This is a genomic window from Noviherbaspirillum agri (assembly GCF_054780595.1).
In genome coordinates, this window is sequence record NZ_BAAGWA010000003.1 from 312398 (window position 1) to 337162 (window position 24765).

The following is a 24765-nucleotide window of genomic DNA, read 5'->3' on the forward strand; positions in this document are numbered from 1 at the left end:
GTCGTCGCAACCCGCCGCAACTGAAATTCACGCATTTCTTCACTCGCTTATCCGCTTAGTTATTCAGTCGTCAACCCTCCAATAAGCATGCCGTATCCCGGCAAGCCTATTGTTTTTACCGCCAAGGCGTCGTACCGCGATTGCCGCCGGCATTTCAAAGGTCACCACCTGCCATGTCCAATTCCGTTCCTGCTCCTGTTGTTCCCCGCCTGATCAGCCGTTCCAGCCTTGTCACGCAGATCTTCATCGGCCTCGTTGCCGGCATCCTGCTGTCGCAGTTTTTTCCGTCTGCCGCCATTTCCGCAGGTTTCCTCGGTAATCTGTTCATCGCTGCACTGAAGGCCGTTGCGCCGATCCTCGTGTTCGTGCTGGTGACGGCGGCCATCGCCAATCATGAAAAGGGGCAGCAGACGCATATCCGGCCGATCCTCGTACTGTACCTGATCGGGACGTTTGCCGCGGCCGCTGTTGCGGTCGTCGCCAGCTTCCTGTTCCCGTCGACACTGGTGCTGGCCACAACAGATACCCAGGCTGCCGCCCCAGGCAGCATCCTCGACGTGCTGCGTACGCTCGTGATGAGCGCGGTGGACAATCCGGTCAGGGCGATCAGCAACGGCAATTTCATCGGCATCCTCGCCTGGGCGGTTGCGCTGGGCCTGACGATTCGCCACGCGAGCCAGACAACCCGTATCGTGTTCAGCGATCTTTCCTACGGCGTGTCGCTGATCGTCAAGGCCGTGATCCGCTTTGCGCCGCTGGGCATCTTCGGCCTTGTCGGTTCCACGCTTGCAGAGGCGGGGATGGGTGCCCTCCTCGGTTATGCCCGGCTGCTGGTCGTGCTGATCGGCTGCATGCTGTTCATCGCACTGGTGGTCAATCCGGCCATCGTGTTCTGGAAAATCCGTCGCAATCCGTATCCGCTGGTGCTGACCTGCCTGCGCGACAGCGGGATCACGGCATTCTTCACGCGCAGCTCGGCCGCCAATATCCCGGTCAACCTGGAACTGAGCAAGCGGCTTGGCCTGCATGAAAATACGTATTCCGTATCCATCCCGCTTGGCGCAACAATCAACATGGCCGGTGCGGCGATCACCGTCACGGTGCTGACCATGGCAGCCGTCAATACGCTCGGGATCAACGTCGACATTCCAACCGCCATCCTGCTCAGTGTCGTCGCCGCGATCTGCGCCTGCGGCGCATCCGGCGTTGCCGGCGGCTCCCTGCTGCTGATTCCGCTGGCATGCAGCCTGTTCGGCATTTCCAGCGAAGTGGCGATGCAAGTCGTCGCTGTCGGCTTCATCATCGGTGTGTTGCAGGACTCGGCGGAGACCGCGCTGAACTCCTCCAGCGACGTACTGTTTACCGCGGCCGCCTGCATTGCAAAGGGCGATGTCAATCCGCCGCAAGGATGATTACGCCGTGAGCGCACAAGACCTCAACACCAAGCGGGACGGATTTTCTTCCGCTTTCGGCGTGCTGGCTGCGACCCTCGGATCGGCGGTCGGCCTCGGCAACATCTGGAAGTTTCCCTACCTGACCGGCGCCAATGGCGGCGCCGGCTTCCTGCTGGTGTATTTCGTCGCGACCTTGCTGGTGGGACTCCCGGTGATGATTGCCGAAATCACATTGGGCCGCCATGCGAAGGCGAATCCGATTACCGCGCTGCAAACACTCGCGCCGAAGGGACAGCCGTGGTGGCTGATCGGCGCGTTCGGCATGCTGGCCGCCTTCCTGATCATGTCCTTCTATTCCGAAGTGGTGGCATGGGTATTCGCCTACGTCGCCAAGGCAATCGGCGGCTCCATCCTCAGCAGCGACCGGCAGGTGACCGAAGCCGCCTTCGGCGCGCTCATCAGCGATCCGTTGCAATCCTTGCTGTGGCAATGGGTGGTGCTGATCGCCATGGGCGGCATCCTGCTGCTGGGCGTGACAAAAGGCATTGAGGCGCTGACCAAGAAGCTGATGCCGGCGCTGTTTTTGCTGCTGTTGCTGCTCTGCGGCGTCAGCCTGTCGCTGGGCAAGGCAGGGGAAGGGCTGGCTTTCCTGTTCTGGCCGGACTTCAGCAAGATCACGGCGTCAGTGGTGCTGACGGCAATGGGCCTGGCGTTCTTCAAGCTCTCGATCGGGATGGGCACGATGATCACGTATGGCAGTTACTTTCGCGCCGACCAGAACATCCCGCAGACGACTTTCCGCGTCATGAGCGCCGATTTGTGCGTGTCGCTGCTGGCCGGCGTTGCGATTTTCCCGGCGGTGTTCACGTTCGGCTTCGAACCGGCAGCCGGTCCGGCGCTGGTGTTCATCACTATTCCGGCCGTGTTTTCGCAGATTCCGATGGGCCAGCTGCTGATGGTGGCCTTCTTTGTGCTGACCGCAATCGCGGCAACGGGCGCGATGCTGTCCTTGATGGAAGTTCCGGTGCTGATCATCCATGAACGCTTCGGCCTGTCGCGGCCGAAGGCGGTGTCGCTGACGCTGGCGCTGCTGGCATTGACCGGCTCGACCTGCGCGCTGACCAACAGCACACTGGCTGACTTCAAACTGTTCGGGCTGAACATGTTCGACCTGTTCGACTTCGTGTCGTCCAATGTCATCCTGCCTGCAGGCGGCATCTTCATCGCGCTGTTCGTCGGCTGGGTATGGGGCTTCGACAAGCTGAAACATGCGTTGTCGAATCAGGGCACGCTGCACAACGAGAAGCTCGCGCGCATCGTGTTTTTCCTGCTGCGCTACGTGTCGCCGCTGCTCATCCTCATCGTGATGCTGAAGGGGCTCAAGCTCTTCTGACACAGCCTGGAGAGGCAACCGGCATGCAACGCAGGAAGCCGGTTGCCTCTGCGATCACTTTGCGCATTGCGGGCACCGCATTGCAGACGCATTAAGCCCGCTCTCCTATTTCGCCGGCCGGCGGAAATCGCTGGCAATCCATGCGGCGGCGCTGCTCTTGGTCAGCTTGAAGCTCGGTGCAACGCGCACCTGCGCAACCAATTCGCCGGCCTCGTCATGTGCGGCAAGCAGTGCATGCGCATTGTCCTCGTCCTGATGGATGTCGAGCGTCACGGTCAACTTGCCTTCTCCCGTCTCGACACGGATGCTCTTGTGCAACAGCGCATGCAGTTGCTGTTCATACCGGCGCCGCACTTCGGACGCGCTTTTGACGAAGGTGGCAAATGCGGCGGCGTCCAGCGGCTTCGGATTCTTCTTGTCGCGACCCATGGTCCACGGTGCGACCAGCGCCGGTTCGGATTCACCGTCTTTCGTCATCGCGACTGCCCAGCCATCGCCGTCTTCGCTGCGGATGACGTGTGCCGTCCATCCGGCGTCACGCCAGAGCCGTGGTTCCTGTGTACTGTCATCCTGTTCTGGCGGTTCTTGCACGACGCTCTGTTCCTGCCTGATGTCTTCGGATGGTGTCGATGCGACCGGTATTTGGCCGGCGTCGGGCGCCTGTTCATCGGCGCGAGGAACGTCTTGTGACACTGCGGTCTCTTCGCTATCTTGCGATGAGAACAAGGCCAGTTCGAGCTGGTTGTGGTCAGTGGTTTTCTTTCGCTTCATTTTCTGGATCGGTACATTCCAGCGTGCCGTGTCGTTGCCAGGATTACCACGTGTATATTGAGACCGGCTCCCGGTCAGCGTTGCCGCTCAGGTGCGCAAGGTGAGATTGGACGGTGTTGCGGTGCGAGTGGTTCGCGCGAAAGAGAGCGTAGAAGACACAAAGACGCGCCAAAGCGTGGAAGTTGCACGAACTATGGCCGTGCTTCCCACTGACTGAGCGCCTGCGATGATTTCCATACGTTGAAGTGCAATTGCGACAAGCTCTCCGGGTCGTCCAGCAGGGCATTCTTCTGCTTTGCACTGAGGATATTCGGACCGCCGCGTATGACTGCCGGCGTGATGATCGCCTGTGCTTCACTGTTTAGCCGCGGCCTGCCTGCGACGCAGGCCAGCGCATTCAGGACCGGATCGACGACAGCATCGGCAAAGCAAGGCGGCGTGGATGCCCGGCGCTGGTAGGTGGCTGTTGCCTGTAGCTCCACGGGTGGCGCAAGCTCCTCCGGAATCGCGAACAATTTTGCGCGCCGGAAGAGCCTGCCGAGCGATACACGGCTGGAAAGCATCGATACCGGCGCGGCGAGCGCCAGCCCGCCGGCAATGGGCAACAACCACGGCAGGAAGGCCGGATTGAGTAAATAAACGGCTATACCCCACACCAGGCCGAGCAAGGTCTGAGTCCCGTGCTTGCCAAGTGCTTCGCGCCAACCGGTTTCGGAATCGGCACGCGGCGGCGACTTCCAGTGGATCGCCCAGCCGAGGAAGGCTGCGGTCACAAAACGCGTATGAAACAACATCCGCACCGGCGCCAGCAACATCGAAAACACCATCTCGAACAGCATGCCGGCAAACAGGCGCGCACGGCCGCCAAATTCCTGCGCTCCCTGGATCCACAAGCGCAGCACGCTCAACAGCTTGGGCAGGAACAGCAGCGTGGCGGTGGCGGTAAACAGCGCGATCGCCTTTTCCGGATGCCACTGCGGCCAGATCGGGAATAGCTGGCGGGGCTCTGTGAAATATTGCGGCTCGGTCAGCGAGTGCATCGCCAGCATCGCGGTCGAGAGTGCGAGGAACAGGCACCACAGCGGTGCCGACAGGTAAGCCATCACGCCGGTGAGGAACACCGCGCGATGCACCGGATGCATGCCGCGCGCGGTAAACAGGCGGAAGTTCATCAGGTTGCCATGACACCAGCGGCGGTCGCGCTTGAGTTCGTCGAGCAGGTTGGGCGGCATTTCCTCATAGCTGCCTTCGAGATCGTACGCAATCCATACGCCCCAGCCAGCACGGCGCATCAGCGACGCCTCGACAAAGTCGTGCGACAGGATCTCGCCCGCCAGCGATCCGCGGCCGGGCAGCGGCGACAGGGCGCAATGCCGCATGAAAGGTTCCACGCGGATGATGGCGTTATGCCCCCAGTAATGCGACTCACCGAGTTGCCAGTAATGCAGGCCGGCGGTAAACAGCGGGCCGTAGACGCGCGTTGCAAACTGCTGGATGCGCGCGTACAGCGTCTCCCGCCCTGCAGCGACCGGCGCGGTCTGGATGATGCCCGCGCGCGGATGCGCCTCCATCATGCGCACCAGCTTCGTGATGCAGGTGCCGCTCATCACGCTGTCGGCATCGTGCACGATCATGTAGCGGTAATTCGCACCCCAGCGGCGGCAGAAGTCGTCGATGTTGCCGCTCTTGCGTTTGACGCGGCGCTTGCGATGTCGATAGTAGATGCGACCAAAGCCGTCGACCGCATTGCAGAGTTCTGCCCATGCGGCCAGCTCGGCAGCGCGAACATCGCTGTCGCTGCTGTCGCTCAGCAGGTAGAAATCGAAGTGTTCGAGTTCGCCGCTGCGCTGGACCGATTCATAGGTCGCACGCAGACCAGCAATAACCCGCGCGACATCCTCATTGCAGATCGGCATGACGATTGCGGTACGTGCTTCGGACGGAATCGGTGTGTCGTCGCGGACATTGCGCGCGATCGCGAACGGATCCCTGCCGCGCATCAGCACGAGGAAACCCGCCATTGCTGTCCAGAAGCCGGCAGACACCCAGCAGAACAGCAAGGCAAAGAGTGCGATCAGCGCCATTTCCAGTATCGTCGCGCCCTGATACGGCAGCACCTTGCTCATGTAATAAGTGGCGACCGACGTTTGCCCCAGCATCAGCATGAGCAGCACCGCGCGCCGCACATTGCCGTGATAATGCCGCTTGCTGCGCAGCCCGGCGCTCGTGCCGGCAGCGTCTTCGTGCAAGGGCATGTTCGCCGGCCAGGCCGGTCGCTCGGTGCCAGTAGGCTTCCGCGCCACCCATTTCTTGCGCGACCGCAGGGCATTCTTTATCTTCCGCTTCACCGGATTGAGCGTGCCCCACGACAGCGGCACCAGCGAGGAACGATTCAATGGCGGTGAAAGCTGCAGGTAGGTATGCTTGCGCCGCTCCGCATCGAGATGCCGGACGTTGCCTTGCTGCGCGACTGGCTGTCCTGACGGTGAGCGGCGGTCGTAGGCAAACTGCAGGCGCCGCGCAATCGACCCATACGCTGGGTTGTCCGGCGTGGCGTGATGCGCCGCAAGCACATCGTGCAGGTCTGCCAGTGCGGAATGCGGAGCGGATGCGGCGATGCGTGCATCGAGCATGCGCTGCTGGTCAGGCGTCAGCGGAAGGCGTGCGAGGTAGCGTTCGCACTGCGCGGTGTCTTCCGCGCGTTGCGTGCCGGTGCGTCTCAGTCCGGAGGCAGGATGTAGCTCCACGTTTCAGATAGGGCGTTGTTATTGCTGTTGAGGTAGCCGCGCAGTTCCACCGGTTTCTTGTCGTCATTGCGTCGCAGGCGCACGGTCATGCGCCAGCCACCGGTGAGCTCATTGCGGATCGTGTTTGTCTCCAGCACCTTCCCATTGGCGTCGCTGCTGATGGCGGCCTCCACTTTGGCGTCGGCTGTCAGCTTCTTCAGCGCCGGCCCTTCAAAGTCCACCGCGAGGGCAATGCTGTCGTCCGGCTTGCGTACCCATCCATGGCCGCGACGCGTCTGCACTGCCCATGCCGATGGTGGGCGCTGTTCCGCGTCCTTCTGCCACAGCAAACGGTACTCAACATCGAAAGGCATGCCGGGGCGTGGCGGCTGGTCGGGTACCCAGAACGCAACGATGTTGTCGTTGGTTTCGTCCGGCGTCGGTATCTGTATCAGCTCGACACGACCAGCTCCCCACTGTCCCTTCGGCTCCACCCAGGCACTGGGCCGCTTTTCATACCGCGCTTCGAGATCTTCGTAATTGTTGAAGCGACGGTCACGCTGCATCAGTCCGAATCCGGCCGGATTGGTGAGTGCGAACGAAGTCACCAGCAAACGCCTGGGGTTCACCAATGGACGCCAGATCCACTCGCCAGTTCCCGACTGGATTGATAAACCGTCGGAGTCGTGCACTTCCGGACGGTAATCCTCGACCTGCGGCCGCTGGTTTTCTCCGAAGAAGTACATGCTGGTCAGCGGTGCAATGCCGAGTTTCGTGACGTTCTCGCGCAGATACAGGCGCGCCTTGACGTCGATGGCAGTATCGGTGCCGGGGCGCAGCGTGAATCGGTAAGCGCCCGCAACGCGCGGTGAGTTGAGCAGCGCGTAAATCGTGAGGTCTTTCGCAGTGTTGCCCGGCCGCTCGATCCAGAATTCCGTGAACTGCGGGAACTCCTCGCCGGAACTCAGCGCCGTGTCGACGGCCAGCCCGCGTGCCGACAAGCCGTATAACTGTCCCTTGCCCACCGCACGAAAGTAGCTTGCCCCGAGGAAGACCAGCACCTCATCCTTGTACTTTGGCGTATTGATCGAATAGTGGACGCGAAATCCCGCAAAATTCAGTCCGTTCAGGTCTTTCGGTTGCAGCGTATTCGCGCCGTAATCGAAGGACTTCGGATCAAAGCGAACCTCGCGCACGTTCTTGCCAGTGATCTCATGCACCTTGACCGGCGTATCGAAATTGCGCCCCTGGTGGAAGAACGCCAGCTCGAACGGCAAGCCCGCCTGCCGCCAGTGCGAGCGCGACGGATCGAAGCGGATGTCGCGGTACTGGTCGTAATCGAGGCTGGCGAGCGCCTTCGGGACGTTCTTTTCCGGCTGAACATAAGCGGCCGCGGCGAGCTTCTGCGCCTTCGCGGCGACGTCGTCGAAGTCGAACGCATGTGCCGGCAGCAGGCATAACAGCAATCCCGCAAACGCACTCAGGCGCACCGTAGCAGCGAACTTATGGTTTGGCATTGTCCTCTCGGGAATGACGAACATAGGCGATATGGTGCAGCGCAATGCTGTAACTGATTTGAGGGTTGGCAATAACGCGTGCAGTCATGGCGATTATTGCGGCTGGTGCCACACCAATGTGTAAATGAGACGTTGCAAATATAACAATGGTGTATCATTGCCGTCGGTTGTCATAAATGCAATTTTTTCCACTCATGCGCCTTTCCGACCACCTCGCTGACGACATCTCCAATCGCCTCTCCGACATATCGCAGCTTGCAGGCTCCCTCCCTCTGACGGCGCTGTTTGCGTCCGATACCCGTCTGTATGCGATCGACACACCGCTGGGGAACCATGCACTGTCTGTGGAGCGATTCGTCGGCAAAGAGGCGCTGTCGTCGCTCTACGAATTCCAGGTCGATTGCCTGTCCACCGACATCCATATCGAGCTCAAGCGCCTGCTCGGCCAGCAGGTGACGCTGCGCACGCGGCTGGCGGTCGGTACGCAAGGCACGCGCTCCGGTTACGTATCCACAGTCGCCCAGCTTGGCTCCGACGGCGGGCTGGCACGCTATCGCCTGACGCTGGTGCCATGGCTGGCACTGGCCACCTACCAGCGGCGCTCGCGCGTGTTTCAGGACATCAGCGTGCTCGACCTCATCGGCGAGGTTCTCTGCGCCTACAGTCCGCACAACAACTGGCGCATTACGCCAGATGCAGAGCACTTCCTCGCCGAGCTTCGCCCGCGCAGTTACTGCTGCCAATACCGCGAATCCGATTACGACTTCCTGTTGCGCATCCTCACCGAGGAAGGCATCGGTTTTTACTTCGAGGAAGCGGATGGCGACCGCAACAGCGAAGCGCAACAACGCCTCGTGCTGTTTGCCGACTCCGTGGAATTTGCGGATGACCGGAGCGCGGCGGCCAATGGCGGCATCCGCTTCCACCGCAATGCCGCAGTGGAGAAACACGACACCATCCAGGCACTTGGCTCAGAGCGGCAACTGCTCGCCGCGACGACCGCCATCGCGACATGGGATTACAAAGCCAAGCGGGTCACCGCCACGTCGTTGCCGACCGCGCACGACTTTGCCGGGCCGAATGCACCGCGCGTGGAAAACTACGACTGGACCGGCGTGTACGCATACGCCACGCAGGACGAGGCAGAGCATTACGCCCGCATCCTGCGCGAGGCGAGCGATGCCAGACTGAAGACCTGGTTCGGCAACGGCAGCGTGCGTACCTTCCGCCCCGGCAGCGCATTCAACCTGACCGCTTCACCGCTCGATCACCTCGCACAGATCGAGAAATTCACCAATACGGGTAATGGCAAGCCGAGAAACCGCTTCTCGTTGCTCGGCGTGCTGCACGCCGGTGTCAACAACTTGCCATCCGACTTGCAACGCGTCCTGACGCAACGCATCGGCTCGGCACCCGCATTTGAAGCGGCCGGACGGGAAAGCAGCGATGACGACGTCATTGCGCAGCACTTGAGCACCGAATCCTGGGATGCCCTACTGCGAGAGGCGCAAGCTACCGGCTTTGCCAACCGCTTCACCGCAATCCGCGCCGACATCCCGTGGCGCCCTGCCACGCGTGACGGCCATGGCATCTTGCTCAACCCAAAGCCCACCGCATCCGGCAGCCAAACCGCCATAGTCGTCGGCCCCGACGGCACGGCGAGCAATGCCGGCACGGTGCACACCGACTACCTCGGCCGCATCCGTATCCGCTTCCACTGGCAGCAGGACGAAAACAACACGTGCTGGGTACGCGTCGCGCAGATGTACGCCGGCGCCGGCTATGGCGCCCAGTTCATCCCGCGCATCGGCCAGGAGGTCATCGTCAAATTCCTGGACAACGACATCGACCGCCCGCTCGTCACCGGCGCGCTCTACAACGGCCAGGGCGAGGACGACACGCAAGCCTTCGCGCAGGCCGGCGACCATGCACCAGCCGCCCAAGGCAACAAAATCGGCAACGGAGCATCTCCCGCATGGCATGGCGTAGCCGGCGATCACCGGCACGGCGCCTACCTGTCCGGCTTCAAGTCCGCAGCACTCGGCGCCGACGGCTACGCCCGCCAGTCCAACCAGCTAATCTTCGACGACACTACCGGAAGGCTGCGCACAAAACTGGCCACCGACATCGCAGCGACCGAACTCAACCTTGGCCATCTGATCCATCAGGCGGACAACTACCGCGGCAGTTTCCGCGGCACCGGCTGGGAGCTGCGCACCGACGCCTACGGCGCCATCCGCGCCGGCAAGGGCATCCTGCTCACCACCTATTACGGCACCGCCCCAGACGGCCAACCAGAACCCGCCGGCGAAAACACCCCCAGCATCGCCCTGATGAAGCAGGCGAAGAACTTCGCCGAAACCTTCAACCGCGCTGCCACGACGCACCAGACCGTGCAGTTCATCCTCGTCAAAGGACATGCGCACAACGGCGAAAAGAGCCAGAGCCGCATCGATGACGAACTGTCACCGATCGACGCCATGCTGAAGATGATCTCCGGCGTCGTCGATGCACAGGACGGAAGCACCAACAGCCAGGGCAAAAAAATCCCCCACATGCACGCACCGCTGGTTGTCGTCACCGCACAGGCCGGCATTGGCGTCGCAGCCTCAGACGGTGTCCATATCGCCGCCGGCGAGGTCGCGCACTTTGCGAGTGGGCGGGACATGAATATCGCCGCTGCAGAAACACTGTCTATCCATAGCGGCCAGGCGATCGGCCTCCTTGCCGGAGCGGTAAGCGCAGGTGAAGACAATGCAGGTATCAAGCTGTACGCAGGTCAGGGCGATATCGAACTGCAGGCGCAGAGCGATGAAATGACCTTCGCAGCAAGGGAACTGGTGAAGATCGCCAGCTCGAACAGCCATGTGGATTTTGCTGCGGCCAAGAGCATTACCCTCTGCACCGAGGGCGGTGCGAGCCTGACGATCGCAGGAGGGAATATCACCTTTGCTTGCCCGGGGACGATTTCGATTAAGGCGGGGAGCAAGAGTTTTGGGGGACCTGAACGGATGAACTACAGGCTAATACAAATGCCACGCGGTGAGTTCAAACTCAAGAAGAACTATCCGATTTCCCGCTAAGCGAGCCCGAGACTTAACACAAATGTTAATTAGCCCTCCTTTCCTACCGCAACGCGCCGATAATGCGACCGACGATGAATGGCTGGATACTGCCATGCCTGCTGATCCACAAGGACATGGAAAGTATCCGCTCAGTTTTAATCTTGGGTGGCACGGTGGTGTTCATTTACAGGCGCCGCAAGGCAACGACGGACAACGTTTGCCGGTACGTGCCATTGCCGATGGAACAGTGGTGTATATGCGTGGACCGGATACGCCCGAAAGTAGCCCTCAGCATCCGCTCAATTACGGCGATGTGGAGGGAAATCCTGTCTGGACGAGCAACGGATGCGTCGTGATTCGCCACACCACCGAGATCGGCGTGGATCTCGCCGGGCAGGCGACCACTGTCACTTTCTTTTCCGTGTACATGCATTTGAATGCGATCCGAACGACAGTTCAACAGAATCGTCCGATCTACCGAAAGGCTGAGATCGGGGATGCAGGGCATATTTACGGCCAGCCCAATTTGCTGCACTTTGAAATCATCTGCGACGATGTCAACTTGCAGCGGCTCGTAGGCCGCATGGCTGGCGACCTTTCCACTACGCAAAACGGCCGCACAGACGCGATATTCGGGCACTTGCATTTTCATTTGCCCATTGGCGCGCCGGTCTATGCACAACGCCCCGCTGCAAATGTCGTACAGCCAACAACCCAGCCCGTTCACACAACCACCGAAGAGTTGCTGGTTGCTCTCCGCTATACCGAGGGCGAAGGCATCGCTGGCAATCATGGTGATGCATACCTTCAGACCTACCGGCTGGACGGCACGCTGATCGGCAATGCGTTGGAAGAAAACGATGCCGAATACAGTCTTTATACCGAAGCAAATCGCATCGTAACCTCGTATCGCGATGCCAATGCCCCGCAAGTGCCGAGTCCGAGCGCGGTATATGAGTTACTGCGTTTCGGGCGCGTGATTGGCCCGGATGTGCTGACTCCGGCAGATACGCCACATTGGCGCCAGATTTGCTACGGCAGTGGACAAGGCTGGGTGAACCTGAATGCGGGCAATGTACACAAGTTTAGCGATGCCGACTTTCCACACTGGATGGGCTGGAAACTCGTGGATGACAGCTTCGATCAGGATAGTCGATGCGATTCCGCTATTATCCGCGGCATGTTAGATGCGAACAATGACGGGCGAGTGACCCTGCAAGAAGCGACGAACCGAATGCAGGAACCGGCAAGTCAGAAAAAGCTGGCGCGTATTATTGCGAAGTATCCGACCGAGTGGGAAGCAGCCAGCATCGATAATCGCTGGGGATGGCTGAAGACCCCCACTCCTGAAAATCCTGAGCCACTGACGGAAGAGGATTTCGGCAGGCTAAGGGCACATGTTGAAGCGCTATGCTTCTGGCAGCAGGCCAATATTGGAATTCCTGCTGCGCATTGGCATTTTCATCCAACAGAATTTGTTAGGCAGTTCAGACGATGTATCTGGATCAGTACATCGGAACTTCGACGTATTTTTCCTGGCGCAACAGAGGTAAGCCGGCAAAGGTATGGAATCCACGTCGCTCAGGCCTGCCGCAAATATCTCATTAGTAGCAATTTACGCCTGAGTCATTTTTTCGGCCAATCTGCCGTCGAGTCCGGACAATTAGCGTGGATGAGCGAAATGTACAATGGAAATCCGTACGATTATTTCCGGCGTTACGAGCGCGCAAGAAACTACCTCGGCTGGTTAGGAAATATTCAATGGGATGACGGTGGTACTTATAGGGGGCGAGGTTTTAAGCAAATGACAGGTCGCGCCAATTATGCAGAGTACTGGACCTATCGAGGTTGGCTTGATGTTAGTTCTTATAACGCGAACTGGTGGCGAAATGTCGGTTGGTGGGGAATCCAAGGTAACTATGTAAACGCACAGCACCAAAACTTGCTGCCGACGCAAAATGCGCAAGCAGTCGCGCAATTAATGGCTCAACTGAGACCGCCTATCATCAATCAACCAGAACGTGCACAAACAGAACCGGCAACGTGTATCGATACGGCTGGCTGGTTTTGGGCGAAAAACCGACTTATTAGCATTGCCGATCAAGATGACCCAGTACGGATGACAAATCGTGTAAGAGGAGACAACGCAGCAGGCCCAGCCGACTTTCCGCCAGCCGCTCACTTCCATGAACGCCAAGGCCATACCAATCGAATCAAAAACCTACTTGGAGAATAACCAGGTGCGTAGCTGCTCAGCACTCATCCTCATTGCCCTCATTGCCCCGGCATGGGCGGGTGACTCATTATCTGGATCAGTTAATATCAACAATAACCGAGGCTCCTTTATCGTCAATTGGGAATGCACCGTTAAATCAGTTTCAAGCGTGATGCTAGACATGCGAACTTTCCCATCGAATAATCAACATTCAATCGATCAAAGTGCGGCGCCAACTGAAATCGGATCGGTGAGGTCGTGTGAAGATCTGCTGCTCGAAACGGACGATATTGATGGGGACGGTATTGTTGATATTGCCGTCAACACAACCGACTCTGGATTGCATAAATCGAGATCGATTTTCCTCTTCGATTCAGCAAAAAACACTTTTATATACGCAGGTGTTCTGCCAATTGCCGCTGATTTTGTTGCTCCATATACATACAGGCTCATTGAATCGCAGGGCGGAAGCATGTTTGAAACGCTCATTAAGATTCAAGATAAAAAAATCAGAACATATCCTCAAAGAGAATTAGTTTTAGAAGGGGAAATTTGCGTATCCAATAGTAGGCGCGTTATCTCCTCCGCTAGCATATGCCCCGGTCTAAAAGTGAACGCAACGCGGAAAAATCCAATATGCATTGATCATCGGTCAGTCACGCCACACGTAGTTTCCCAAACAGAGTGTAAGAAGCTGCTTTTCCTATCAATGCAGTAATAAGGAGTTACGCCGAGTTCGGAGATATTACGATACGGGAACGACACAGCACCGAAATCTGGGACGAGTTGACAGTCTCGAAATGCGGTTGAATTGGGGAGCCGGAGAAGCTATAACATCGTGCGCACCGCCTACAGGAAGCCAAACTATCGCCGAGAGTAGGGCACACGATATAGCGACCGACATCGGTAGGCCAGCAGCGATGGCAAGATCAGCGTGCTTGAACCGGAAGACTAACCTTTCAACTGGCTCCAAATTTCTATATCAGGCCACTGTGACGGGAATGGGGCACTGTTCTACCGGTCTATCAGTCTGCCAACTTCCATCGCCTACACCCTCCCGATCAATATGATGTGAAAATCAAATCAGGATGTGATGCATTCACTACGCAAAGGAATAGTTTCGCTCACGCTCATCACCGTTACTTTGCCAGCAGTAGCAACCGCCGATATACATCGTGTATCGATAATGGCTAGCTTGGTCGCAGACAAACACACGACAAATACGTTGGTGCAACGAGCGAACGAGATCATGCCTGCGCAAAGTCAAATCGATGTAAGGCAAATCGTTAAACTAAAGTACGCTGAGAAAAATGTAGGATATCTCGTCCCTGTCATAATTCTTACCAGCGACCAAAGGGCCTGTTATTTGTACAGTTTTGATCAATACCTCAAAGCTAGCCAAACGGTATTAATTTCAGCAGCCGAAGAACTGGGATCATGCGAACTGATTACCGCAATTTTTTCCTGCAATCGTAATGAATCAACGGCAGCTGGCATTGGCGTGTTGTATGGCAAACGCCTTGGTGCAGACCACTACGCGTTTGAAGGCAGCTATTTCGTCATCAGCGAATCTGGCATTCTTAGCGAGAGAACAGACCTCAGTGTTCGTATGAGTGATGTCGAGATGGTGTCGAATGCAAGAAAGAAATTGGACTGCCGTTGATGATATTTATGCTCATTGCCGTCCCTCTCTAAACAATTCGGAAACAGCGATCCTGAAAGTGATGTGTCGTCGGACACTACACTGACCTGAACGTCTCTTCAAAACGGCGTCAGTGAGCGAGTTAACTCCTCCTCAACCGACAAGTGAATGTCGAACGATTGTTCGCGATAGACGCTTATCTCGCCTCTACTCACTCGGCCGCACCCGCAAAAAGCTCGCAAACCGCGGTAGCCCCTTCGACGTCAGCTCGCGATAACGGTATGTCACCGTGCTGCCGATGGGTGGCGGGTCGCGACGCATTGCATCGCTGAAGCCGGTGCCCAGTCGGAAGCGCTGGCCGGAAGGCGTCACTACGACGACCGCACCGAGCATGCCTTCATATTTACCTTTGCCGGGCTCGTGCGCGACGATGACTGCTTCGGCGTCTTGATATGGTTTCAGCTTCAGCAGTGCGTCCGATCGTCCGGTTTGCCATATTGCGTCGGCACGGTGCAGCATCAGGCCTTCTCCACCTTCGCGCACGACTTGTGCAAGTTTTTTCTTTAGTGTGGCGGCGTCATTCACGCGCGTCTGCTCAAGCACCTGCAGCCATGGCACTCCGGCCTTACGCACGCTTTCCTGCAAGGCGGCGATGCGTTCTCTGAAAGTGCCTGCGCCACCGGGCAGCTCGTAGAGCTGATAGCTAATACTCTTCCATTCCTCGTCCAGCGGTTGCTCGCGGCGCACTGCAGCGGACAGGCGGTCAAAAGTTCGCCGTCCCATCCACAATTCGCCGTCGAGCGGGTGGGGCGGCAGCGGTGCGGTAAACCATGCAGGTGCGCTGATCATTTTGCCGCTGCGAAAGCGCAGGCGCTTGCCATCCCAATACGCTCGGACACCATCGAGTTTTTCACTGACGAGGTACGCGGAGATGACGTGCCCTTCTGAATATGTCTGTGCGAGAAGCAATGCGGGAGCTAGCGGTGGCGCGTCCGTCGTTGCATCGGCGTGTTCCGCTGCGTGCGCCGGTATGGTCGTGAGTTGCAGCACTCCGCTCAAGAACAGTACGGATAACAAGGGACGTAGCACAGGGAATCGAGGTGGTGTCATGTCGGGAAGGGATTAGCAGTCCGAAGCACGCTTCGGCTAGCCGGAAAATTGCACAAAATGCAATATTCTAGTGCAGACAGACAGGGTATTGCCCGACAAATTTCGATGAAAGGAGTCTGCCTGCCGGGAGATGTCGCAAGGCAGGTCGAATGAATGCGAGCGGGCGCGATTTTTGAAAAATTTGTGCTCGCTTCGTGGTACGGAAACGAATGGGCGACAAGGTTAGCTTGAATAGCTCCACCTCAATAGTCACGGCCCAAGCTCCGCAAACTATTGCGGTGTCGACATCGTTGGACTGCAGGAGATTCCCCTATGCGTGCGCCAACCCCCTGTGATACCGGAGCAACCTCCGCACGAACGCTCTCTCCATCGCGCGCTTTGCCTTCGCAGAGGCGCGTCGGCCACGAGACTCTTCTGCTTGCTCGACTTCCGTCGTCGTCATCAACACATAGCTGCGCAGGCAAAGACCAATGAAGGCTGCGCCAAGTGGCAGTAATCCGAGATGCTCCATGTTTAACTCCGTAGAAGTGAATGACCCGAGTTCGAGAATACGCGCTCCGTTCTTTCACGACCAATTCAGAGCTGGGATACTGCCCATTCAAGCAGTGAATATGTGGCGGATTGCAAAGCTGAAATGGGAAGGCGGCACACGTTGGTTCGATGCTGTCCAACGCCGCCGCACATACCGGTTCCGATTTGCCTGAGCGCTGCTCCGGGCAGCGCGAGAGGGAGGCCGTAGATGCATCGCCTCCCTATATAGACTAAGCTCAGCTCTGTCCAAGCTGCTTCAGCAGCCCCGGCTGCACGATCTCGATCCAGTAGCCGTCCGGGTCCTTGATGAACGCAACATCTTTCATCTTGCCCTGCTCGGGGCGCTTCACATACGGCACATTGTTTTCATCGAACCAGCGCACCGCTGCGGCGAGGTCTGGAACCGAGAAGCAGATGTGGCCGAATCCCTGCGGCTGTGCATTGCCGTCGTGGTATTTGAACGCGGGGTCATCTTCCGTGCCCCAGTTGTGCGTGAGCTCGAGGATGCCGCGTTGACTGAACGTCCATGCCGTGCGCTCGCCCGTATCTTCCGGCACGTCGCTGCCCTCTTCGATTTTCGCAAGGAAATACAGCGTGAATTTCATTTCAGGGAAATCCAGCTTGCGCAGTACGCGCATTCCCAGCACATGCGAATAGAACGCGAGTGAAACCGCCGGGTCCTTGATGCGCAGCATCGTGTGGTTCAGTACGAACTGGCGCGTCGCTTCGGGTGCTTCTGCAACGACGCCGGGGTAGGTTTCGGTGGTAAACGGCATGAGGGTCAGTCCTTCAACGTAAATATTGGAAAACGGCAGGCATTCCTATTGAATCGCCACCTGCAGGATTGTTCCGCCTTCATCGGCGCGCACCGATAGCGCAATGCGAATCGTGCCGACGTGAAAAAAGCAGAAGGCGACCCGCGCACAATGCGCGAGCCGCCTATGGAGTATTACCGTGTACTGATGTGTACTGAGGCGAATATTGATCCGACCGCGCTTTGTTGAACTGCTCCCTCTCCCACAAGCGGGAGAGGGGAGTCAGAGTGCGGCAAGTTCATGCCGGATCAGTCACCGCGACGCAGCCTTACGCGGCCTTGTCCATCGTCGGATAGTCGATATAGCCTTCCGGTCCGGGAACGTAGAAGGTCTTCGGATTCGGCACATTCAGCGGTGCATTCACCTTCAGACGCTGCACCAGGTCCGGGTTCGCAATGAAGAGACGGCCGAAGGCCACCGCATCCGCGCGGCCGGACTCGACCGCATCGATCGCCATGTCACGGTCATAGCCGTTGTTGGCGATGTAGACACCCTTGAAGGTCTTGCGCGCCCAGGCAAAGTCGAAGCCGGGCACGTCGCGCGGGCCGCCGGTCGCACCCTCCACGAAATGGAGGAATGCGATGCCGCGCTTGTTCAGCTCTTCCACCAGATAGCCGAATACCGCCTGCGGATCGCTGCCGGAGATGCCGTTCGACGGCGTGACCGGCGACAGTCGGATGCCGACGCGGCCTGCGCCGATTTCTGCGACGACGGCGTCCACCACTTCCAGCGCGAAGCGGGCGCGGTTCTCGACCGAGCCGCCGTAGCCGTCGGTGCGCTTGTTGGCGCCGTCGCGCAGAAACTGGTCAATCAGGTAGCCGTTGGCGCCGTGGATCTCGACGCCGTCAAATCCGGCGCGGATCGCGTTGGCGGCAGCGCGGCGGAACTGACCGACGACTTCGGCGACTTCTTCGACGGTCAACGCATGCGGCGTCGGGATCTCGACCTTGCCGTTGCGGGTGTAGGCGGTCACATTCGGCGCCACTGCGGATGGCGCAACCGGCTGCACGCCACCGGTCAGGTCAGGGTGCGTGACGCGGCCGACGTGCCAGATCTGCGCAAGGATTCTCGATCCGGCGTCATGCACGGCTTTCGTGATCCGCTTCCAGCCTTCGACCTGCGCGTCGGAATAGATGCCGGGCGTGGCCATGTAGCCTTTGCCGATGGGTGACACCGGCGTGCCTTCGCTGATGATCAAGCCGGCGCCGCTGCGCTGGCGGTAGTACTCGACATTCATGTCGCTGCCGGGGATGTCGCCAGCGGCCTCATCGGCGCGGCTGCGCGTCAGCGGTGCCATCACGATGCGGTTGGCGACTTCGATATCGCCGATGCGGGTCGGCTGGAACAGCTTGAGTTCTTCTACATTCGCGGCGTTCGCCACGGTACGGGGCAAGGGAGCATTCATCGTGTGAAGTTCCTTTCAAAAGTGTTGTTCTTGGGATCCTGCCGGTCGGCGTGCAGCCGCCCCAGCCTACATGGATTGGAGTCGGGCAATTATGCCTATTCCTGCGCTGGTGGAGTAGACTCCGGTAGTCATAGCTTTTATTCCTGGCAGGAATAGATCATCATGGATCGTCTTCGCTTGATGGAGATCTTCGTGCGGGTCGTCGAGACCGGCAATTTCTCCGCTGTTGCCCGCGAGGAGCGCACGACGCAGTCCGCCGTCAGCAAGCAGGTGCAGGCATTGGAAGCGCAGGTCGGCGCCCGCCTGCTGGTGCGCTCCACGCGCAGCCATTCGCTTACCGAGGCCGGACAGCTGTACTACGAGCGTTGCCGCCAGGTGCTCGATACGCTGGAGGAAGCGCGCATTGAAGTGCATCGGGCGGAACACGAAATCGGCGGCCTGCTGCGCGTGGCGGCGCCCGTGTCCTTCGGCCGCTTGCACATCGTGCCGCGGCTGCAGGCGTTTTACGACCGTTATCCGAAGATCAAGGTCGACCTGCAGCTGGATGACGGCTTCATCGATCTGGTCGCCGCAGGCGTCGATGTCACCTTCCGCGTCGGCGAACTGAAGGACAGCCGCCTGATTGCGCGCCGCATCGGCACTGCGCACCGTGCGGCGCTGGCGTCACCGGGCTATCTGGAACGATATGGCGAGCCGCAGCATCCGGACGAACTGCTGCAGCATAACTGCCTCGTGTACACGCAACTGGCGAACATCAACGAGTGGACGTTCTTCGACGACGCGAACCAGCCGCATGTGGTGCGCGTCAACGGCAACTTCCAGTCCAACAGCTCGGAAGCGCTGCGGCAGGCGGTGTGCGAAGGGCTGGGCATCAGCTATGCGCCGACCTGGGTGTACGGCGACGATATGCGCGCGGGCAGGGTCAAGGCCATCCTCACCCGGTTCCGTCCGCCGCCCCTGCCATTGAATGTCGTGTTCCAGCCGGCGCGCAGGCCCTCGCTGAAGATCAACAGCTTCGTGAATTATTTCGCGGATGCGTTCAACCAGGACCCGGATATTGCGCAGATGCTGGCTGCCTGAGCGAAGGCAGCCGCGACCGCTTACTTCGGCGTGACGCCCTTGCCTGTCTTGGGCTTTTTCGGTTTCTTCGGCTTCTTCAGCACCTGCCCTTGCGGCCCGGTCATCGGCACGCGATGGTCGGGTTCAAAGCCTGCTTCTTCCACGCGCCGCAAGGTCTGCCCGGTCAGGGCTTCGATGGCCGCCAGTTGTTGCACTTCATCCGCGCACACCAGCGAAATCGCCTCGCCGGTGGCGCCGGCGCGGCCGGTGCGGCCGGTACGGTGCACATAATCCTCCGCGACGATCGGCAGGTCGAAGTTGACCACCTGCGGCAAGTCATCGATGTCCAGCCCGCGCGCCGCGACATCGGTCGCCACCAGTATCTGCACCTCGCCCGCCTTGAAACGTTCGAGCGCGCGCAACCTTGCTGGTTGCGGCTTGTCGCCGTGGATTGAATCGGCGCGTACGCCTTGTGCTGCGAGAGTATCCACCAGCTGGTCGACGCCCTTGCGTGTCTTGACGAAGACCAGCACCTGGCCCCAGCCGTTCTTCTCCAGCAAATGGGTAAACAGTTCGGTCTTGCGTTTCTTGTCGACGGGGACCACCCACTGCTTGATGCTTTTTGCGGTGGTATTGGGCGGGCTGGCTTCGATGCTCAACGGGTCGCGCAGCAGCCCTGCCGCCAGCGTCTTGATCTGTTCCGAGAACGTCGCCGAAAACAGCAGGGTCTGCCGGCGCTTGGGCAGCACCGCAAACACCGCATCCAGCTCGCGCGAGAAGCCAAGGTCGAGCATGCGGTCGGCCTCGTCCAGCACCAGTACTTGCAATTGCGTGAACTTGACGGCGTTCTTGCCATACAAGTCCAGCAGGCGGCCGGGTGTGGCGACCAGCAGGTCCAGTCCCTTGCGTAGCTTCATCATCTGCGGATTGATGCTGACGCCGCCATACGCGACGTGCGTGCGCAACGGCAGGTTCTGGCCGTACTGGCGAAAGCTGTCATGCACCTGCTCGGCCAGTTCACGCGTGGGCACCAGCACCAGTGCGCGCACCGAATTGCTCGTCACTTGCGGGCCTTCCATTGTCAGGCGCTGCAGCAGCGGCAGCGCGAAGCCTGCGGTCTTGCCGGTGCCGGTTTGCGCTGCTGCCATCAGGTCGCGCCCGGCCAGTACGGCTGGAATGGCCTGCGCCTGGACCGGTGTTGGGGTTTTGTAACCAAGCGCATCGACCGCGCGCAGCAACGGGTCAATCAGGCGAAGGGAAGAGAACGTCATTGAAATGCAAAAGCGAAGCAAAACGCAGAGTGTAGCGGTTTGCAGCGCCGCAGGCCGGATTCTGTCGCCATCGCCAGTGCTGCCGGTCATTCATTGTGACCGGCAGCACATCCAACAGGGCGTGCCGTGTTGATCCGCGAAGTGCCCGCAAAGGCGTTCTTCTTGTGGCCTCAGATCATCGGCAATCGCAGCGTATCAACAACCTTCCGAATCAACTGCTTGCGGAACGGCGTAAATGGCGGGAAGAACAATTTCACCAGCATCAGCGGCGACGAGCGGAGTACCGCGCGCTCATGCGAGAACGCCTTGAAGCCATGATGGCCGTGTGCGCTGCCAATGCCGGAATGGTTAACGCCGCCGAAGGGTAATTCGCCGTGCGCAAAATGCATCACGCAATGGTTAACACAGGCGCCGCCGGAACTGGTGCGCGCCAGGATCCTTTCCGTTTCTTTCTTGTCGCGGCTCCAGACGTAGAGCGCGAGCGGCTTCGGGTTGGCGTTGATATGGTCGATGACCGCATTCAGGTCGGTGTAGCCAAGCACCGGCAGCAGCGGGCCGAAGATCTCTTCCTGCATGATGGCGGAATCGGCCGGGACCTGGTCGAGCAGCGTCGGTGCGATGTAACAGGTCTGCACATCGACTTCGCCGCCGCATTGCACGGAGGCGCCGCGCGCCACCGCATCCGACAGCAGTCCAGCGACGCGCTGCGTGTGGCGCTGGTTGACGATGCGCGTGAGATCCGCACTATGCTTCTGCGCAGCGGGCGTGGTGCCGTACCGTTCCTGCAGCACATTCCGGCATTCCGCGATGAAGGCGTTCTTCACAGAGTCGTGCACGAAGATGTAATCCGGCGCGACGCAGGTCTGGCCGCCGTTGAGGAATTTGCCCCACATCAGCGTCTCGGCCGCGAGGCGGATGTCGGCGTTCTCTGTGATGATCGTCGGCGACTTGCCGCCAAGTTCCAGTGTCACGCTCGTCAGGTGCTTTGCAGCAGCGGCCATCACCAGTTTGCCCACCGCAGGCGAGCCGGTGAAGAAGATATGGTCGAAGGGCAGGTCGAGCAGCGCCTGTGACGTGGGCAGGCTGCCCTGGAACAGCGCGACTTCGTTCTCTGGGAAGATCTCCTCGATGATGGAAGCCATCAGCGCAGACACCGCCGGCGTCATTTCCGACGGCTTGATGATCGCGGTGTTGCCTGCGGCAAGTGCGGACACCAGCGGGCCGAAGCACAGGCTCAGCGGATAATTCCACGGCGCGATGATCAACACGCGTCCGCGCGGCTGGTACTGCACGCTGGCGGACGTGCCGAGCATCGTGCTCGTCGGCCACACCTTCGTCGGTTTCATCCAGCGCTTGACGCGGCCGATGGCATGCCGTGCTTCGTCCATCACCGGCAGGAACTCGGACGCCTCCACCTCGGACGGCGACTTGCGATAGTCCTTCATGAACGCGTCGTAGAAGGCTTCGCGACGCGCCATCATTGCGTCACGCAGCTTCTTGATGCGCTCGATGCGTTCGCGCGCCGTCGACTCGCGCCAGCGCAGCGATGTCGCCAGCTGGCTGTCGAACACCGCCCGGATATGTTGCGGATCGGCTTCCGCGACGGAATCGAAGGGAGAGACAGGTGCGACTTGAAGGTTGGACATATTCATGGCGTGCTCCGTATGCGGTGACGAACTCAATGTGCCGACGACCCGATGGATTGCATTTTTACTATTGTTCGACGCTGCCGTCAAAAGCTAAATGTGTTGTTGAGGCTGCTCATGTTTTAAGCAGGTTGGATTGCGATGTCGCATCAAGGGCCTGTACGGCCTTGAACAAATGGCCCGAGTTGCCCGGCATGTAGCGACGCAGAAAGGAAATAGCCCCGCGGAATGCGCATTCCTTCACGACAAAAAGACCAGAAAAGCGCGCCCGCCGCAAATTGACGTTAACGTTAACGTAATGTAGAGTGACATCGCTTTTTTGTTGCATCTTCACCCGACCGGCTTTGGCACAACCGGGCTGTTTGGGCGAAGCGAGTAGCAGTCCGGACGCTGTCACCCTCAGTATTTCCGCGACATCGCCGGCCCCACAGGTTTCTGTTCCCGACACTGGAAGACGACATGACTGGCCTCGACGCATTCCTGCACGCACGCAATTTCCTCCTGACCCACCGCACCGACTACGACACGGCTTACCGCGAGTTCCGCTGGCCGCAGCTGGACGAGTTCAACTGGGCGCTCGACTATTTCGACCACATGGCCAAGGACAATGACAGTCCCGCGCTCTGGGTCCTCGACGAAAACGGTACTGAGCAGAAGCTGTCGTTTGCCGAGATGTCCGCACGCTCGAACCGTACGGCCAACTTCCTGCGCAGCCTGGGTGTGGCGCACGGTGACCGCATCCTGATGATGCTGGGGAACGAAGTGCCGCTCTGGGAAACGATGCTGGCGGCAATGAAGCTGGGTGCCGTGCTCATCCCGGCGACCACGCTGCTGTCGCAGGAAGATCTGCGCGACCGCGTTGAACGGGGCAACGTCAAGCATGTCGTGATCGGTGCCGCACACGTCGACAAGCTGGCAGGCTTGGTCGACCACTGCACGCGCATCTGTGTGGGCGCCGCGCCGGAAGGATGGCTCCGCTTCGATTATTCTGCGCATTCCGACGCGTTTGCGCCGACCACGCGCACCAAGGCGACGGATCCGCTCCTGCTCTATTTCACCTCCGGCACGACGTCCAAACCGAAGCTCGTGCTCCATTCGCACCAGAGCTATCCGGTCGGCCATCTGTCGACCATGTTCTGGATCGGTTTGCAACCGGGTGACATCCACCTCAACATCTCCTCGCCGGGCTGGGCAAAGCATGCATGGAGCTGCTTCTTCGCACCGTGGAATGCCGGTGCGTGCATCTTCATCTACAACTACGCGCGCTTCAACGCGAAGGCGATGCTCGGCGTTCTTGAGCGCTGCAACGTCACCACCATGTGCGCGCCGCCGACGGTATGGCGCATGATGATCCAGGAAGATCTCTCCGCTTACAAAGGACGCCTGAAGCTGCGCGAGCTGATCGGCGCCGGCGAGCCGCTCAACCCGGAGATCATCGAACAGGTACGCAACGCATGGGGCATCACGCTGCGCGACGGTTTCGGCCAGACCGAAACCACGGCGCAGATCGGCAACTCGCCGGCGCAGCAGCTCAAGCCCGGCTCGATGGGACGTCCGCTGCCGGGCTACCGCGTCGCACTGCTCGATGCCGACGACCGCGAGGCCGATGAAGGCGAAGTGTGCCTGGCGCTCAATCCCGCGCCGCTCGGACTCATGCTCGGCTACATGGACAGTCCGGAGAAGACAGCCGAGGTCATGCGCAACGGCTACTATCACACCGGCGACGTCGCCAGCCGCGACAAGGATGGCTACATCACCTATGTCGGCCGCGCCGATGACGTGTTCAAGGCATCGGATTACCGCATCAGCCCGTTCGAGCTGGAAAGCGTACTCATCGAGCACCCGGCCATCATCGAAGCCGCCGTCGTGCCGAGCCCGGATCCGATCCGCCTCGCCGTGCCAAAGGCGTTCATCGTCTTGCGGCAGGATTACCAGCCCGGCAGCGAACTCGCGAAGGACATCTTCACTTTCCTGCGAAACCAGCTCGCGCCATTCAAGCGCATCCGCCGCATCGAGTTCTCGGATTTGCCGAAGACGATTTCCGGAAAGATCCGGCGCGTCGAGCTGCGTGGCATTGAGGCCGCAAGGCGCAGCAAAGGTGAGAAAGGCGGCCTGGAATTCTTTGAAGAGGATTTTCCGGAATTGAAAGGCTGATTTGCCGACCTGACTTGGCAGCATGGCCGGGCAAGCCCCAACATCATAATG

17 protein-coding genes are annotated in these 24765 nt (G+C 59.4%); 8 read left to right on the forward strand and 9 right to left on the reverse strand.

The genetic code is table 11. The features are described from left to right. The first annotated feature begins 173 nt into the window (after window positions 1-173). Window positions 174-1412: a serine/threonine transporter SstT gene (sstT, locus tag ACYVIA_RS06990; RefSeq protein ID WP_460839255.1), complete on the forward strand. Its 1239-nt coding sequence runs from the start codon at window positions 174-176 to the stop codon at window positions 1410-1412. Next, window positions 1390-2787, forward strand: coding sequence for a sodium-dependent transporter (locus tag ACYVIA_RS06995; protein WP_460839257.1), 1398 nt, complete (start codon window positions 1390-1392; stop codon window positions 2785-2787). The genes sstT and ACYVIA_RS06995 overlap by 23 nt, the downstream gene beginning before the upstream one ends. A 105-nt stretch (window positions 2788-2892) precedes the next feature. Here the strand turns inward: ACYVIA_RS06995 and ACYVIA_RS07000 are convergent, their stop codons facing one another. From ACYVIA_RS07000 to ACYVIA_RS07010, 3 genes are all read right to left on the reverse strand, one after another. Continuing rightward, window positions 2893-3399, reverse strand: coding sequence for a hypothetical protein (locus tag ACYVIA_RS07000; RefSeq protein ID WP_460839725.1), 507 nt, complete (start codon window positions 3397-3399; stop codon window positions 2893-2895). Window positions 3400-3749: 350 nt separating this feature from the next. Continuing rightward, window positions 3750-6305, reverse strand: coding sequence for a glucans biosynthesis glucosyltransferase MdoH (mdoH, locus tag ACYVIA_RS07005; RefSeq protein WP_460839258.1), 2556 nt, complete (start codon window positions 6303-6305; stop codon window positions 3750-3752). Continuing rightward, window positions 6278-7801 (reverse strand): glucan biosynthesis protein G, encoded by a 1524-nt coding sequence (locus ACYVIA_RS07010; protein WP_460839260.1) that lies wholly within the window; start codon window positions 7799-7801, stop codon window positions 6278-6280. Before ACYVIA_RS07010 ends, mdoH begins: the two co-directional genes overlap by 28 nt. A 176-nt stretch (window positions 7802-7977) precedes the next feature. On the opposite strand from ACYVIA_RS07010, the gene ACYVIA_RS07015 reads away from it, so the two are divergent. The 4 genes from ACYVIA_RS07015 (at window position 7978) to ACYVIA_RS07030 (ending at window position 14744) form a co-directional block, all read left to right on the forward strand. After that, window positions 7978-10884: a type VI secretion system Vgr family protein gene (locus tag ACYVIA_RS07015; RefSeq protein WP_460839262.1), complete on the forward strand. Its 2907-nt coding sequence runs from the start codon at window positions 7978-7980 to the stop codon at window positions 10882-10884. A 94-nt stretch (window positions 10885-10978) separates the two neighbouring features. Next, the gene (locus ACYVIA_RS07020; protein ID WP_460839263.1) at window positions 10979-13102 is read left to right on the forward strand and encodes a M23 family metallopeptidase; all 2124 of its coding nucleotides are present in this window, start codon (window positions 10979-10981) and stop codon (window positions 13100-13102) included. Beyond that, on the forward strand, window positions 13053-13799 hold the full coding sequence (locus ACYVIA_RS07025) for a hypothetical protein (RefSeq protein ID WP_460839265.1): 747 nt from the start codon (window positions 13053-13055) through the stop codon (window positions 13797-13799). Before ACYVIA_RS07020 ends, ACYVIA_RS07025 begins: the two co-directional genes overlap by 50 nt. A 375-nt stretch (window positions 13800-14174) precedes the next feature. Continuing rightward, complete coding sequence (locus ACYVIA_RS07030; protein ID WP_460839267.1) at window positions 14175-14744, forward strand: hypothetical protein; 570 nt, start codon at window positions 14175-14177, stop codon at window positions 14742-14744. A 186-nt stretch (window positions 14745-14930) separates the two neighbouring features. On the opposite strand, the gene ACYVIA_RS07035 is transcribed toward ACYVIA_RS07030, so the two are convergent. The 3 genes from ACYVIA_RS07035 to ACYVIA_RS07045 form a co-directional block, all read right to left on the reverse strand. Further along, window positions 14931-15773: a DNA ligase gene (locus ACYVIA_RS07035; protein ID WP_460839269.1), complete on the reverse strand. Its 843-nt coding sequence runs from the start codon at window positions 15771-15773 to the stop codon at window positions 14931-14933. A gap of 827 nt (window positions 15774-16600) precedes the next feature. Continuing rightward, complete coding sequence (gene gloA / locus ACYVIA_RS07040) at window positions 16601-17140, reverse strand: lactoylglutathione lyase (protein ID WP_460839271.1); 540 nt, start codon at window positions 17138-17140, stop codon at window positions 16601-16603. Window positions 17141-17447: 307 nt separating this feature from the next. Continuing rightward, window positions 17448-18584, reverse strand: coding sequence for an alkene reductase (locus tag ACYVIA_RS07045; protein ID WP_460839273.1), 1137 nt, complete (start codon window positions 18582-18584; stop codon window positions 17448-17450). A gap of 162 nt (window positions 18585-18746) precedes the next feature. On the opposite strand from ACYVIA_RS07045, the gene ACYVIA_RS07050 reads away from it, so the two are divergent. Continuing rightward, window positions 18747-19664, forward strand: coding sequence for a LysR family transcriptional regulator (locus ACYVIA_RS07050; RefSeq protein WP_460839276.1), 918 nt, complete (start codon window positions 18747-18749; stop codon window positions 19662-19664). A 20-nt stretch (window positions 19665-19684) separates the two neighbouring features. On the opposite strand, the gene ACYVIA_RS07055 is transcribed toward ACYVIA_RS07050, so the two are convergent. From ACYVIA_RS07055 to ACYVIA_RS07065, 3 genes are all read right to left on the reverse strand, one after another. Continuing rightward, window positions 19685-20914 (reverse strand): DEAD/DEAH box helicase, encoded by a 1230-nt coding sequence (locus tag ACYVIA_RS07055; protein WP_460839278.1) that lies wholly within the window; start codon window positions 20912-20914, stop codon window positions 19685-19687. 170 nt (window positions 20915-21084) lie between these two features. Next, window positions 21085-22566, reverse strand: coding sequence for an aldehyde dehydrogenase family protein (locus ACYVIA_RS07060; protein WP_460839280.1), 1482 nt, complete (start codon window positions 22564-22566; stop codon window positions 21085-21087). 109 nt (window positions 22567-22675) lie between these two features. Then, window positions 22676-22957, reverse strand: coding sequence for a hypothetical protein (locus ACYVIA_RS07065; RefSeq protein ID WP_460839282.1), 282 nt, complete (start codon window positions 22955-22957; stop codon window positions 22676-22678). Between the two features lie 62 nt (window positions 22958-23019). Here ACYVIA_RS07065 and ACYVIA_RS07070 point away from each other — a divergent pair, with 62 nt between their 5' ends. Next, a complete protein-coding gene (locus tag ACYVIA_RS07070; RefSeq protein ID WP_460839285.1) occupies window positions 23020-24714 on the forward strand; it encodes an AMP-binding protein in 1695 nt (564 codons plus the stop codon). Window positions 24715-24765 lie beyond the last annotated feature (51 nt).

Coding starts and splice junctions, on each gene's coding strand:
- sstT (WP_460839255.1), top strand. CDS start 174: ATGTCCAATTCCGTTCCTGCTCCTGTTGTTCCCCGCCTGATCAGCCGT.
- ACYVIA_RS06995 (WP_460839257.1), top strand. CDS start 1,390: ATGTCAATCCGCCGCAAGGATGATTACGCCGTGAGCGCACAAGACCTC.
- ACYVIA_RS07010 (WP_460839260.1), bottom strand. CDS start 7,801: ATGCCAAACCATAAGTTCGCTGCTACGGTGCGCCTGAGTGCGTTTGCG.
- ACYVIA_RS07015 (WP_460839262.1), top strand. CDS start 7,978: ATGCAATTTTTTCCACTCATGCGCCTTTCCGACCACCTCGCTGACGAC.
- ACYVIA_RS07020 (WP_460839263.1), top strand. CDS start 10,979: ATGCCTGCTGATCCACAAGGACATGGAAAGTATCCGCTCAGTTTTAAT.
- ACYVIA_RS07025 (WP_460839265.1), top strand. CDS start 13,053: ATGAACGCCAAGGCCATACCAATCGAATCAAAAACCTACTTGGAGAAT.
- ACYVIA_RS07030 (WP_460839267.1), top strand. CDS start 14,175: ATGCATTCACTACGCAAAGGAATAGTTTCGCTCACGCTCATCACCGTT.
- gloA (WP_460839271.1), bottom strand. CDS start 17,140: ATGCCGTTTACCACCGAAACCTACCCCGGCGTCGTTGCAGAAGCACCC.
- ACYVIA_RS07045 (WP_460839273.1), bottom strand. CDS start 18,584: ATGAATGCTCCCTTGCCCCGTACCGTGGCGAACGCCGCGAATGTAGAA.
- ACYVIA_RS07050 (WP_460839276.1), top strand. CDS start 18,747: ATGGATCGTCTTCGCTTGATGGAGATCTTCGTGCGGGTCGTCGAGACC.
- ACYVIA_RS07055 (WP_460839278.1), bottom strand. CDS start 20,914: ATGACGTTCTCTTCCCTTCGCCTGATTGACCCGTTGCTGCGCGCGGTC.
- ACYVIA_RS07060 (WP_460839280.1), bottom strand. CDS start 22,566: ATGAATATGTCCAACCTTCAAGTCGCACCTGTCTCTCCCTTCGATTCC.
- ACYVIA_RS07070 (WP_460839285.1), top strand. CDS start 23,020: ATGACTGGCCTCGACGCATTCCTGCACGCACGCAATTTCCTCCTGACC.